13 protein-coding genes are annotated in these 13194 nt (G+C 57.8%); 8 read left to right on the top strand and 5 right to left on the bottom strand.

What is annotated here, in order from left to right:
* Positions 1–1578: M10 family metallopeptidase C-terminal domain-containing protein (locus ACODTD_RS11330; protein ID WP_489104841.1), on the bottom strand; the 1578-nt coding region annotated here is incomplete at its 3' end.
* A 210-nt stretch (positions 1579–1788) separates the two neighbouring features.
* Between ACODTD_RS11330 and ACODTD_RS11325 the strand changes: the two genes are divergently transcribed.
* Both ACODTD_RS11325 and ACODTD_RS11320 read left to right on the top strand, forming a co-directional pair.
* Positions 1789–2433: an MBL fold metallo-hydrolase gene (locus tag ACODTD_RS11325; RefSeq protein ID WP_221615251.1), complete on the top strand. Its 645-nt coding sequence runs from the start codon at positions 1789–1791 to the stop codon at positions 2431–2433.
* 114 nt (positions 2434–2547) lie between these two features.
* A complete protein-coding gene (locus ACODTD_RS11320) occupies positions 2548–3270 on the top strand; it encodes a YiaD family glycine zipper/OmpA-like lipoprotein (protein ID WP_085649201.1) in 723 nt (240 codons plus the stop codon).
* A gap of 101 nt (positions 3271–3371) precedes the next feature.
* On the opposite strand, the gene ACODTD_RS11315 is transcribed toward ACODTD_RS11320, so the two are convergent.
* Positions 3372–4385, bottom strand: a complete 1014-nt coding sequence (locus tag ACODTD_RS11315) for an acyltransferase family protein (protein WP_085649200.1) — start codon at positions 4383–4385, stop codon at positions 3372–3374.
* 386 nt (positions 4386–4771) lie between these two features.
* Positions 4772–5206 carry a Z-ring associated ZapG family protein gene (locus ACODTD_RS11310; protein WP_011335880.1) on the bottom strand — a complete coding sequence of 145 codons (435 nt, stop codon included), beginning with the start codon at positions 5204–5206 and terminating at the stop codon, positions 4772–4774.
* A 144-nt stretch (positions 5207–5350) separates the two neighbouring features.
* Here ACODTD_RS11310 and ACODTD_RS11305 point away from each other — a divergent pair, with 144 nt between their 5' ends.
* The 3 genes from ACODTD_RS11305 (at position 5351) to zapE (ending at position 8545) form a co-directional block, all read left to right on the top strand.
* Complete coding sequence (locus tag ACODTD_RS11305; protein ID WP_489104842.1) at positions 5351–5980, top strand: alpha/beta hydrolase; 630 nt, start codon at positions 5351–5353, stop codon at positions 5978–5980.
* 24 nt (positions 5981–6004) lie between these two features.
* On the top strand, positions 6005–7360 hold the full coding sequence (locus ACODTD_RS11300; protein ID WP_489104840.1) for a tryptophan--tRNA ligase: 1356 nt from the start codon (positions 6005–6007) through the stop codon (positions 7358–7360).
* A 90-nt stretch (positions 7361–7450) separates the two neighbouring features.
* A complete protein-coding gene (gene zapE / locus ACODTD_RS11295; RefSeq protein ID WP_011335877.1) occupies positions 7451–8545 on the top strand; it encodes a cell division protein ZapE in 1095 nt (364 codons plus the stop codon).
* A gap of 62 nt (positions 8546–8607) precedes the next feature.
* Here zapE and ACODTD_RS11290 read toward each other — a convergent pair whose 3' ends face one another.
* A complete protein-coding gene (locus ACODTD_RS11290; RefSeq protein WP_170929381.1) occupies positions 8608–9504 on the bottom strand; it encodes a GlxA family transcriptional regulator in 897 nt (298 codons plus the stop codon).
* A 246-nt stretch (positions 9505–9750) separates the two neighbouring features.
* On the opposite strand from ACODTD_RS11290, the gene ACODTD_RS11285 reads away from it, so the two are divergent.
* Complete coding sequence (locus tag ACODTD_RS11285; protein WP_489104839.1) at positions 9751–10887, top strand: acyl-CoA dehydrogenase family protein; 1137 nt, start codon at positions 9751–9753, stop codon at positions 10885–10887.
* Positions 10888–10991: 104 nt separating this feature from the next.
* Here ACODTD_RS11285 and ACODTD_RS11280 read toward each other — a convergent pair whose 3' ends face one another.
* The gene (locus ACODTD_RS11280) at positions 10992–12032 is read right to left on the bottom strand and encodes an NADP(H)-dependent aldo-keto reductase (RefSeq protein WP_085655282.1); all 1041 of its coding nucleotides are present in this window, start codon (positions 12030–12032) and stop codon (positions 10992–10994) included.
* A 244-nt stretch (positions 12033–12276) separates the two neighbouring features.
* Between ACODTD_RS11280 and rplM the strand changes: the two genes are divergently transcribed.
* On the top strand, positions 12277–12705 hold the full coding sequence (gene rplM, locus ACODTD_RS11275) for a 50S ribosomal protein L13 (RefSeq protein ID WP_003228062.1): 429 nt from the start codon (positions 12277–12279) through the stop codon (positions 12703–12705).
* A gap of 14 nt (positions 12706–12719) precedes the next feature.
* The gene (gene rpsI, locus ACODTD_RS11270) at positions 12720–13112 is read left to right on the top strand and encodes a 30S ribosomal protein S9 (RefSeq protein ID WP_007956794.1); all 393 of its coding nucleotides are present in this window, start codon (positions 12720–12722) and stop codon (positions 13110–13112) included.
* The last annotated feature ends 82 nt before the right edge of the window (positions 13113–13194 follow it).

The following is a 13194-nucleotide window of genomic DNA, read 5'->3' as shown; positions in this document are numbered from 1 at the left end:
GAGCACGGTGTCGACTTCGCTTGGCGAAGCGTTGTTTTCGATCACCACGTCACCGGCGTTGTCGACGATGTAAGTGTCGTTACCCGCGCCGCCGCTCAGGGTGTCGGCGCCACCCAGACCATCGAGCACGTTGTTGCCGGCATTGCCGATCAGGGTGTTGTTGAGGGCGTTGCCGACACCGGCCAGGTGGGCGGCGCCGAGCAGGGTAAGGTTCTCGAGATTCGCCCCCAGCGTCCAGCTCACTGCCGACAGGACAGTATCGATCTCCGTTGGAGAGGTGCTCGTTTCGATGATGGTGTCACCGGGGTTCTCGACCAGGTAGGTGTCGTTACCCAGCCCACCGATGAGTACGTCTGCGCCGGCACCACCATTGAGCACGTTATTCCCGGCGTTGCCGGTCAGAACGTTGTTGAGCGCGTTGCCATTGGCAGTGAGGTTAGCCGTGCCCATCATCGTCAGGTTTTCGACGTTGGCGGTAAGGCTGTAATCCACCCACGAGAGAACTGTGTCGATCTCCCAGGGCGAGCTGCCGGTTTCCACGACGGAGTCGGCAATATTGTCCACAACATAGGTGTCGTTGCCGGCGCCGCCATTCATGGTGTCAGCCCCGCCACGCCCGTCAAGGACGTTGGCCAGCGCGTTTCCGATAAGTACATCATTTTGCGCTGAGCCGACCGCATTCTCGATCTGGGTTCCATAAGCAATGGCCAGACCCTGGTTGAACATGGTCATGTTGTCGTATTTGAGGAACGCCTTGCCGATCTGACTGAACTGACCTTCATTGAGGTTCAGGATAACGGCGGTGTTCTGGTTGCTGGCATCGATCGTATCGTTGCCGCCGGCATCCCAAATGGTCTCGAAAACAGATTGGTCGGGCGCCCAGCTATAGGTGTTGTTACCTGCCTGCCATTGAGTATTGGCGCCGTAGATTGTCTGCATGGCAGCAATGTCCAGCATCATCGGCGTGGTGGGCTGGAAAGCATAACCATCGTTGTAGCTCATGACGGTGTAGCGAACATCGTCCAGTGCATAGGGCAAGGTGTTGAAGTTGCCGATGCCAATGCTGAACGGATGCTTGAGTCCCAGGGCGTGACCGATCTCGTGTACGAAGGTCAGGTAGTCGTAGGAGCCTTTCGACGGATCCAGGCTGTCGGTTTCCGGACCGATCCAGACGTCTCCGGCGCGCGGAGTATCGTCGGGCAAGTACGCCCATGCCACCGTGCCGTCTGGCATGTTCGAATAGCCGCCAAAACGCAGGTCTCCGACATTGCTCGAGGTCTCGGTGACTTGTATGAATTTGACGTTGGCGACCGAGCTCCATGCGCTCAAGGCACTCTGGACGGCCGTTTTCTGTACGTCCGTCAGTTCAAAACTCTTCAGGAATTCGTTATTACTGCTGTAGTTGCGAGCGAAACTCGATTGGCCAATCGAAAGAAAGCTGTAGGTTAGGCTGGTGATGGCGCCGGTATGGTTCAAAGGATTGTTCATCCATTTGGTACCGAACAACAGACTGTCGATCTGCGCGTTTCCGGTGAGATCGACATTTGAACTATAGGAGTAACCAATCGGGCTGGGCATGCGGATTTCCTGAGTGCTCTGCGGCCCTTCCTGGATGCGGCCGCTACAAAAAAAGAAGCGATTTTGCACGAGTCACAGTGAGTTTGACATCACTGTGCCACTATTTTTCGGATCAATGGCGTCAAATTGCTGACTTGGCGGAATGTATCGGCGATTACAGTAGAATCCTGAGGCTGTTTCAGTGCCGTTTGTCCAGGAACCTCATCTCTTATGACCGTCACCGCTCCAACGCTCATCCGCGAAACCTTCCCTGTCGGTCCTCTGCAGTGCAACTGCACGATCATCGGCGATCCGATTACCAAAAAAGCCATCGTTGTCGATCCGGGCGGCAATTCTGACCTGATCATGGCTCGCCTCGATGCGCTCGGTCTGAAAGTGGTCAGCATCATTCACACCCACGCGCACCTCGATCACTTCCTGGCTTCCGGCCAGATGAAAGAGAAGACCGGCGCCACGTTGCACCTGCATAAAGAGGATCAGTTCCTGTGGGACAACCTCGAGATGCAATGCCAGATGTTTGGTGTGCCTTATACCCCGGTGCCGTCACCGGATCGCTGGTTGAGCGACGATGAAGAGCTGGCCTGTGGCTGTGGCGTGGCGTTGCACACGCCGGGGCATACACCAGGTTCCATGAGCTTCTGGTTTTCCGAGGCTAAGCTGTTGATAGCCGGCGACACGCTGTTTCGTCGCGGAGTAGGGCGCACGGATTTGTGGGGCGGCGATCAGGCGACCATCGTGCGATCGATCAAGCAGCGGCTGTACACCCTGGATGAAGACGCGACCGTTGTGGCCGGGCATGGTCCGGATACGCGTCTGGGGGATGAAATGCGCGAGAACCCGTTTGTGCGTGCCTAAACATTTTGTCACGGGTGCCCAGCGGAATTTTTGTGCATTGTCATGATCCAACGCCCGCACGGGCCAATTGCCAATGGCCGCGGCATCACAGAATGCAAAATGTAGGAGCACTCCATGTTCACCACGCGTCGTTTGATTATTGTCGCTACTGCCGTGGCCGTCTTGTCCGGCTGCGCCTCGCCCAACCCGTATGACAATCAGGGTCAGGCCGACGGTGGCTCTCAGGGCATGAGCAAAACCGCCAAGTACGGTGGCCTCGGTGCACTGGCCGGCGCGCTGGCCGGTGCCGCCATCGACCACAACAACCGCGGCAAGGGTGCGCTGATCGGTGCAGCCGTCGTCGGTGCCTCGGCCGCCGGTTACGGCTACTACGCTGACCAGCAGGAGAAAAAACTGCGCGCCAGCATGGCCAATACCGGGGTTGAAGTGCAGCGTCAGGGCGACCAGATCAAGCTGATCATGCCGGGCAACATCACCTTCGCCACCGATTCGGCGAACATCGCTTCCAGCTTCTATCAGCCGCTGAACAATCTGGCCAACTCGCTCAAAGAGTTCAACCAGAACCAGATCGAAATCGTCGGCTACACCGACAGCACCGGCAGCCGTCAGCACAACATGGACCTGTCCCAGCGTCGTGCGCAGAGCGTGGCGACCTACCTGACTTCGCAGGGTGTAAGCGGTGCCAACCTGAGCGCCCGCGGTGCCGGCCCGGATAACCCGATCGCCAGCAACGGTGACGTCAACGGCCGGGCGCAGAACCGCCGCGTCGAGGTGAACCTCAAGGCGATCCCGGGCCAGCAGTATCAACAACCTGGCCAGCCTGTTCAGCAGTACTGAAAAAGGGCCGAACAAAAAAACCGACAGTTCGCTGTCGGTTTTTTTTGAATACTTTTGCGTGAGCGCTACGGATCATGGCGCAGGCGCGTCCACGGTGCTTCTCAAGGCGAAGTCTTTTCCACGCTTTTTGCCTGTGGAAGTGGGCGATCAAACCACTTCTTCAGCGACATGGATGGTTTTTCAATGACTTTCCAGGACACAAATGCTGCTGGGGCAAGTACCACCATCGTAATCAGGAAATAGCTGAAAACATTTAGTTTGACGCTGTGTTGTGCTGCGATTGCAACGATTGCCTGCGCAATCGGCCAGCCATAAATGTAAACGCCATAAGAAATGTCGTTCTTCAAACTCATCAGAGGCCTGGTGTGTTTGCCGAGGTAAATGATGAAGGCTGGAAATGCCACCATGTAGCCAATTCGTACAAACTGCTCAAATGATACTTTTGGCCCCCACAAAAACGGAATGTTACTGGAGATCCATTCGTAGATTGCCAGCGGCAGGGGCAGGTAGGCGAGAAAGGCCAAGATGGCGCAAGACCACACTGCGAGTTTTCCGAAGCACAATCTGGCTTCAACAAGCGCAATGAACATCCCCGCCAGGAACATCATGATCAGCGGGGCAATGACCAGAACAGGCGCACTGTCACTGGACAGGTTCAAGAGATAGAGCAGCCAGGCCACAGCAAAGAATACCGAGAATCCGTCACGGTTAAGTGTTCCCAGCAGTCCGAGTACGGCAAGCATCAAATAACACACAACTTCCCAGGTCAACGTCCAGACCGGGCCGTTTGCGATATACGGTACGGGGTTCTCTTTGAAACCTCCGAAATGACTGGCAATCAATCCTGTTGCAAACATGGCGACAAGCAGCCCTGGCAATATGCGCAACACCCGGTTTGCAGCAAAGGAAACAAACGTGCTGCTTCTCAAGTAGCTCTGGCAAATCAGATATCCGCTAATGACGAAGAAGCCATGAACGGAAAGGTTTCCAAGAGACCGACCCCATATAATCGGCTCCTCGTAACCCAGCAAGGCATACGAGTGTGAAAACACAACTAGCGTTGCAAACACCAGTCGCAGCAAATTGAAATTATTATGATGGGATGGCACGGCCATTCTGCTTGTCCTTTCTGGCGCACCCGTGTGCGACGTATTGAGAATATTTCTTTCTTGCCAGCGATATCCGCAGCATCTTCAAAAAATGGTTACTGGCTGCAAAACTCGGTCGAGAGTGTGATCCCCGGGTTGCTGCGCCATCCTGAGCCTGTGGCATGGGCGAGGCATCGGATTCATGTCTTCGTCACCGGGCGAGACTGAATTTTTGCGCATGATAGCGTGTGGACCCCGCCGTTAGGTAATCCAGGTATGTGCTGCATGTCCGGCAGTGGAGTGGTGAGACGGCATTTCAGTGGCCTCACGCTCCCTGGAAAACGAAAAACCCGCCAAGCGTAATGCTTGCCGGGTTTTTTTTTGGTTCGAATTTGTGTTGTGGTGTTGCTTGATTACTTCTTCAGGCCGTAATGCTCATCAAGCATGCCCGGCGAGTTCGGGGTCTTCGGCGCGTAGTCACGCGGAGGTTCCTGATCCCGTGGTGGTGTCAGGCGTTCCCGTGGGGCCTGTGCTGCTTCAGAGTGCAGCGAGGCGAGCAAGCGTTGACGGGTCTGCTCGTCCAGGGCCAGGCGGTTGGCGCCGTCGGCGAGGTGATCCTGCACTTCCTGATAGCTCTGGGTCAGTTTCTTGACCAGATTGGCGGTGCTGTTGAAGTGGGTCACCACTTCGTTCTGATAACTGTCGAAACGTTCCTGAATATCATCCAGTTGACGCTGCGTGCGGCTGGGCGCGGCGTTCGGCGCAACGCGAGCGATCAGGAAACCAATGGCGACACCCACAACCAGGGCAAGAGTCGGTAACAACCAAACTAAGAGCGAGTGTTCCACGAGTCCTTCCTCTATAAACGGCTTTGCTTTACGTTAACGGCTCGAACCTGCGCTGTATACCGCGATTCACTCGCAATAGACTGGCACAGACAATTTGCTAGACGAGTCGACCCGATTCGAGGTCACGGAGTTCCTTCCTTGCTGATGCGTGAAACCCCTGTAGTGATTGATGGCCCGGTGGGGCAACTTGAGTCTTTGTATCTGGACAATGAGCAGCCACGCGGCATCGCGTTGATCTGCCACCCCAACCCGGTGCAGGGCGGCACCATGCTCAACAAGGTCGTCTCGACCCTGCAGCGCACCGCACGCGACGCCGGCCTGATTACCTTGCGCTTCAACTATCGCGGCGTCGGTGCCAGCGAAGGTTCCCATGACATGGGCACTGGTGAGGTCGACGACGCCCAGGCCGCTGCCGCCTGGTTGCTGGAAAAGCATCCGGAGCTGCCGTTGACCCTGTTCGGCTTCTCCTTCGGCGGATTTGTTGCAGCAAGTCTCGGCGGTCGTCTCGAATCCCGGGGCATCACGCTCAAGCATCTGTTCATGGTCGCGCCGGCGGTGATGCGTCTGGGCGATCAGGATCAATTGCCGCAGCAGGGTGAGCTGACCGTGATCCAGCCGGAAACAGACGAAGTGATCGAGCCGCCGCTGGTCTACGACTGGTCTGACAAACTCCCGCGCCCCCATGAGCTGCTGAAAGTGGCAGAATGCGGACACTTTTTTCATGGCAAGCTGACCGATCTCAAGGATCTGATCCTGCCGCGTCTCTCGAATTGATTGCAGTCTGACAAGCGATTACCCATGACGAACCGTACCCGCATCCTCACCGGCATCACCACCACCGGCACCCCGCACCTGGGCAACTACGCCGGTGCCATTCGCCCGGCGATTCTCGCCAGCCGCGACAGCAATGCCGACTCGTTCTACTTTCTGGCCGACTATCACGCCCTGATCAAGTGCGATGACCCGCTGCGCATCCAGCGCTCGCGTCTGGAAATCGCCGCGACCTGGCTGGCCGGTGGCCTGGATGTGGATCGCGTGACCTTCTACCGTCAGTCCGACATCCCGGAAATCCCCGAGCTGACCTGGCTGCTGACCTGCGTCGCCGCCAAGGGCCTGCTCAACCGCGCCCATGCTTACAAGGCTTCGGTAGACAAGAATGTCGAGACCGGCGAAGACCCGGATGCCGGCATCACCATGGGTTTGTACAGCTATCCGGTACTGATGGCGGCGGACATTCTGATGTTCAACGCGCACAAGGTGCCGGTCGGTCGCGACCAGATCCAGCACGTGGAAATGGCCCGTGATATTGGCCAGCGTTTCAACCACCTGTTCGGCCAGGGCAAGGAGTTCTTCACCATGCCCGAAGCGCTGATCGAGGAGAGCGTGGCCACATTGCCGGGCCTGGACGGTCGCAAGATGTCCAAGAGCTACGACAACACCATCCCTCTGTTCACCAGCGCCAAGGACATGAAGGACGCGATTTCAAGGATCGTTACCGACTCCCGTGCGCCAGGCGAAGCGAAAGATCCGGACAACTCGCACCTGTTCACCCTGTTCCAGGCGTTCGCCACACCGGCGCAGGCTGACGAGTTCCGCAGCGAGCTGCTGGGCGGTCTGGGTTGGGGCGAGGCGAAGAACCGTCTGTTCCAGTTGCTCGACAACGAGCTGGGCGAATCCCGCGAGCGTTATCACCAGTTGATCGAGCGTCCGGCAGATCTGGAAGACATCCTGCAACACGGCGCCAAGAAGGCTCGTGCGGTGGCGACGCCGTTCCTCAACGAGTTGCGCGAAGCGGTCGGCCTGCGCTCCTTCGTCAGTCAGGTTCAGGTGGCTGCGACCACCAAGAAGAAAGCTGCGAAAGCCGCACGTTTCGTCAGCTTCCGTGAAGACGACGGCAGCTTCCGTTTCCGTCTGCTGGCGGCTGACGGCGAGCAACTGCTGCTGTCGCGCAACTTTGCCGACGGTAAAACCGCCGGTCAGGTGACCAAACAACTGCAATCGGGTCAGGCGCTGGATGTACGCAGCGAAGACCTGAGCTTCAGCGTCTGGCTGGAAGGCGAGTGCGTCGGCGACAGCCCGGCGTTCGCCGACGTGGCTGCGCGGGATGCGGCTGTCGAGGCCTTGCGGATCGCTCTGACACCGGTTCAGGAATAATCAACGGCTCGGCCCGACCAAGGGCCGATTGCCATTCCCACGGGCCATCGCTACAGTGACGGCCCGTTTTTGTTGCCTTGCTAACGAATTATGACGCCCCTAGAACGATATCAAGCTGATCTGAAACGCCCGGACTTCTTCCATGATGCGGCGCAGGAAACTGCCGTGCGTCATCTGCAACGCCTGTATGACGATCTGATCGCGGCCGAGCAGAACAAGCCGGGTTTGCTGGGCAAGCTGTTTGGCAAAAAGGATCAGACGCCGGTCAAGGGCCTGTACTTCTGGGGCGGCGTGGGTCGCGGCAAGACTTACCTGGTGGACACTTTCTTCGAAGCGCTGCCATTCAAGGAAAAGACTCGCACTCACTTCCACCGCTTCATGAAGCGCGTGCACGAAGAGATGAAAACCCTCGGCGGCGAGAAAAACCCGCTGACCATCATCGCCAAGCGTTTTGCGACGGAATCGCGGGTCATCTGCTTCGATGAATTTTTCGTTTCCGACATCACCGACGCCATGATCCTCGGCACGCTGATGGAAGAGCTGTTCAAGAACGGCGTGACCCTGGTCGCCACGTCGAACATCGTGCCGGACGGCCTGTACAAGGACGGCCTGCAACGCGCGCGCTTCCTGCCGGCCATCGCGCTGATCAAGCAGAACACCGAGATCGTCAACGTCGACAGCGGCGTCGACTACCGTCTGCGCCACCTCGAACAAGCGGAGCTGTTCCACTATCCGCTGGACGAAGCCGCTCACGAAAGCCTGCGCAAGAGCTTCCGCGCGCTGACGCCTGAGTGCACGGCGGCGGTGGAAAACGATGTGCTGATCATCGAGAACCGCGAAATCCGTGCCCTGCGTACTTGCGATGACGTGGCCTGGTTCGACTTCCGCGAACTGTGCGACGGCCCGCGCAGCCAGAACGACTACATCGAACTGGGCAAGATCTTCCACGCCGTGCTGCTCAGTGGCGTGGAGCAGATGAGCGTCACCACCGACGACATCGCCCGACGCTTCATCAACATGGTCGACGAGTTCTACGACCGTAACGTCAAACTGATCATTTCTGCCGAAGTCGAGTTGAAAGACCTGTACACCGGCGGGCGTCTGACGTTCGAGTTCCAGCGTACCCTCAGCCGTCTGCTGGAGATGCAATCGCACGAATTCCTGTCCCGGGCGCACAAGCCTTAAGCGGATTCGGCAAACAAAAAGGGCCTGCAGATGCAGGCCCTTTTTTGTGTCTGGTCGAATCGTCAGGCAGCTTGCTGGAACTGCTGCCGGTACTGGTTCGGCGACAGTTCGGTGTGCTGGCGGAACAGCCGTGCGAAGAAACTCGCATCGTCGTAGCCGACTTCGTAGCTGATGGTCTTGATGCTCTTGCGACTGCCGGAGAGCAAGCCCTTGGCAGTCTCGATGCGCAGCCGTTGCAGGTAGTGCAGTGGCTTGTCACCGGTGGCGGTCTGGAAGCGGCGCATGAAGTTACGGATGCTCATGCCGTGCTCGCGGGCCACGTCTTCGAAGCGGAACTTGTCGGCGAAATGCTCTTCGAGCCAGTGCTGGATCTGCAGGATGATCACGTCCTGATGCAGTTTCTGGCCACCGAAACCAATGCGACCCGGTGCATAGCTGCGTTGGACTTCATAGAGAATGTCGCGGGCCACAGCCTGAGCCACATTGGCGCCGCAGAAGCGCTCGATCAGATAAATGTAGAGATCGCAGGCTGAGGTCGTACCGCCGGCGCAGTACAGGTTGTCGGCGTCGGTCAGGTGCTTGTCCTGATTGAGATAGACCTGCGGGAAACGCTCGGCGAAGGCGTTGAAGAAACGCCAGTAGGTGGTCGCTTCCTTGCCGTTGAGCAACCCGGCCTCGGCCAGCCAGAACACCCCGGTGGCCTCGCCGCAGAGCACCGCGCCCCGGGCATGCTGTTCGCGCAGCCACGGCAGGATCTGTGGGTAACGTTGGCACAGCGTATCGAAATCGTCCCAGAACGCCGGGAGGATGATGACGTCGGCGTTTTCCAGGCCGCCGTCCACCGGCATGACCACGTCACTGAAGCTGTTGACCGGTTTGCCGTCGGGGCTGACCAAGCGGGTTTCGAACGCCGGAGTCAGGCCGTGGCCCAGTTGTTTGCCGTAACGCAGGCTGGCCAGATGGAAGAAATCCTTGGCTTGCATGAGGGTGGAAGCGAAAACCCGGTCGATCGCCAGGATGCTGACGCGCCGCAAGGGCGTGGAGACTTGCTTGGACATAATTCAACTTTTGTTTTTATAAGGGAAAGTGGTCACCAGACGGCTGGATCGTCTTATTTTTTGTCGGATGTGTCCAGTGTCCTGTATCGGAAGCGAGGCTTAGTCTCTGAAGGTCTGATCCCTCCAACAATAAATAAAAGGTGCCGCATGATTCCCAGAACCTTGTTCAGCTCCGAGCACGAATTGTTCCGCGACAGCGTACGAACCTTCCTCGAAAAAGAGGCCGTGCCGTTCCATGGGCAATGGGAAAAGCAAGGCTACATCGACCGCAAACTGTGGAACAAGGCAGGGGAGGCGGGGATGCTCTGCTCGCACCTGCCGGAGGAATACGGCGGGTTGGGGGCGGACTTTCTTTACAGCGCGGTCGTGATCGAAGAAGTCGGGCGGCTGGGTTTGACCGGTATCGGTTTTTCACTGCATTCGGACATCGTCGCGCCGTACATCCTGCATTACGGCAGCGAAGCGCTGAAGCAGAAATACCTGCCGAAACTGGTGTCTGGCGAGATGGTTACCGCGATCGCCATGACCGAGCCCGGCGCCGGTTCCGACCTGCAAGGGGTCAAGACCACGGCGGTACTGGATGGCGACGAATATGTGATCAACGGTTCGAAAACCTTTATCACCAACGGCTTCCTGGCGGATCTGGTGATTGTCGTGGCCAAGACCGATCCCAAGGCCGGTGCCAAGGGTACCAGCCTGTTTCTGGTGGAGGCGAACACACCGGGCTTCGACAAGGGCAAACGCCTGGATAAGGTCGGAATGAAGGCTCAGGACACGTCGGAATTGTTCTTCCAGGACGTGCGCGTGCCGAAAGAAAACCTCTTGGGTCAGGCCGGGGCGGGATTTGCCTATCTGATGCAGGAACTGCCGCAGGAGCGTCTGACTGTGGCGATTGGCGGTCTGGCTTCAGCCGAGGCGGCGCTGCAATGGACGCTGGATTACACCCGCGAGCGCAAGGCGTTCGGCAAGTCGATTGCCGACTTCCAGAATACCCGCTTCAAACTGGCGGAAATGGCCACCGAGATTCAGATCGGCCGGGTGTTCGTCGACCGCTGCCTTGAGCTGCATCTGCAAGGCAAGCTGGATGTGCCGACGGCGGCGATGGCCAAGTACTGGGGCACCGACCTGCAATGCAAGGTGCTCGACGAGTGCGTGCAACTGCATGGCGGTTACGGTTTCATGTGGGAATACCCGGTGGCCCGGGCCTGGGCGGATGCGCGGGTGCAGCGCATCTATGCCGGCACCAATGAAATCATGAAGGAGATCATTGCGCGGTCGCTTTGAGTTTTGCAGTGAGTTGACTGGCCCCTTCGCGAGCAGGCTCGCTCCCACAATGATCACGCTGTACCTGTGGGAGCGAGCCTGCTCGCGAAGCTTTTAGCGGCTGATCACGGCGCCGGGTTCGGATGATCCTTGTGAATCGCTTCGATCCCTTCCAGCACTTCCTTCGACAGTTTCAACTCGTAGCTGGCGATGTTGCTGTCCAGTTGCTCCAGCGTTGTCGCCCCGATGATGTTGCTGGTGACGAACGGTTGCTGGTTCACGAATGCCAGGGCCATTTGTGCCGGATCCAGGCCGTGTTCACGGGCCAGCGCCACGTAACGGCTGCATGCTGCTTCCGATTGCGGGTTGAAATAGCGGCTGAAACGGCTGTAGAGGCTCAGGCGGCCTTTCGGTGGACGCGCCCCACCTTCGTACTTGCCCGACAGGAAACCGAACGCCAGCGGCGAATAGGCGAGCAGGCCGCATTGTTCACGGATGGCGATTTCCGCCAGACCGATCTCGAAACTGCGGTTGAGCAGGTTGTACGGGTTCTGGATCGAGACAGCGCGCGGCCAGCCACGGGCTTCGGCCAGGGCGAGAAATCGCATGGTGCCCCACGGCGTTTCGTTGGACAAACCGATGTGGCGGATCTTGCCGGCCTTCACTTGCTCATCGAGCGCCTCAAGGGTGTCTTCGAGCGGCGTCAGGTTGGCTTCGGTCTGGTGCTTGTAGCCCAGTTGTCCGAAAAAGTTGGTGCTGCGCTCCGGCCAGTGCAATTGATACAGATCGATGTAGTCGGTCTGCAGGCGCTTGAGGCTGGCGTCCACGGCCTCGGTGATGTGCTGGCGGTTGTGGCGCAGGTTCTTGTCGCGGATGTAGTCGATGGTGTTGCCGGGGCCGGCGATCTTGCTGGCGAGAATCCAGTCGGCGCGGTCGCCACGGCTCTTGAAGTAATTGCCGATGTAGCGCTCGGTGGTGGCGTAGGTGTCGGCTTTTGGCGGCACCGGGTACATTTCGGCAGTGTCGAGGAAATTGATCCCGGCCTCTTTTGCCCGTTCGATCTGGGCGAAGGCTTCAGCTTCAGTGTTTTGCTCGCCCCAGGTCATGGTGCCGAGGCAGATTGCACTCACGTTCAGGTCGGTACGGCCTAGCTGGCGATAGTCCATCGGGTGCTCCTTGGGCAAAACAAGCATAAAAGCAGGTTGAAATTTTTTTCGCAATCTGCATAATTGCCGACCTCTTTCTGCAGTGGAAGTGATGCCCCGCCGCCGAAGAATCTTGCCGTTGAACGGACGCGCCGACCCGAGCCCCCGAAAGCGTCTGTATCCGGCTGCCTTTGACTTGTCAAAGTACGCACTATTCAGTAAGATCCGCCGTCTTATTTACAGGCGGCCCCTGAGGCTATAAAGAATGAAAACTTTTACTGCTAAACCGGAAACAGTAAAGCGCGACTGGTTTGTCGTCGACGCTGCTGGTCAGACCCTGGGTCGTCTGGCCACCGAAATCGCGAGCCGTCTGCGTGGCAAGCACAAGCCTGAGTACACTCCTCACGTTGACACCGGCGACTACATCGTCGTAATCAACGCTGAGCAGATCCGTGTTACCGGCGCTAAAACCACTGACAAAATGTACTACTCCCACTCCGGTTTCCCGGGCGGCATCAAGTCGATCAACTTTGAAAAGCTGATCGCCAAGGCCCCTGAGCGCGTGATCGAGACCGCGGTTAAAGGCATGCTGCCTAAAAACCCACTGGGTCGCGACATGTACCGTAAGCTGAAAGTCTATGCGGGCGCTGCACACCCTCATACTGCTCAGCAGCCCCAAGAACTGAAGATTTAACGGAATAGTTCATTATGTCGGCGACTCAAAATTACGGCACTGGCCGTCGCAAGACCGCAACCGCACGCGTTTTCCTGCGTCCGGGTACTGGTAACATCTCCATCAACAACCGCTCCCTGGACACGTTCTTCGGTCGCGAAACTGCCCGCATGGTAGTTCGTCAGCCGCTGGAACTGACTGAGACTGTCGAGAAGTTCGACATCTACGTCACCGTCATCGGTGGTGGTGTAAGTGGTCAGGCTGGCGCAATCCGTCACGGCATCACTCGCGCTCTGATGGACTACGACGAAACCCTGCGTAGCGCTCTGCGCAAAGCTGGCTTCGTTACCCGCGACGCCCGTGAAGTTGAACGTAAGAAAGTTGGTCTGCGTAAAGCGCGTAAGCGTCCGCAGTACTCGAAGCGTTAATTTCGCTTCCACGTTCAAAAAGAACGCCCGATTCCTCACGGAACCGGGCGTTTTTTTATGCGTGCGATTTCTTGAATAATTG

This window comes from Pseudomonas sp. FG35 (assembly GCF_057809295.1).
The sequence above is the reverse complement of the archived record's forward strand: the minus strand, read 5'-3'. Positions and strand labels throughout refer to the sequence as shown.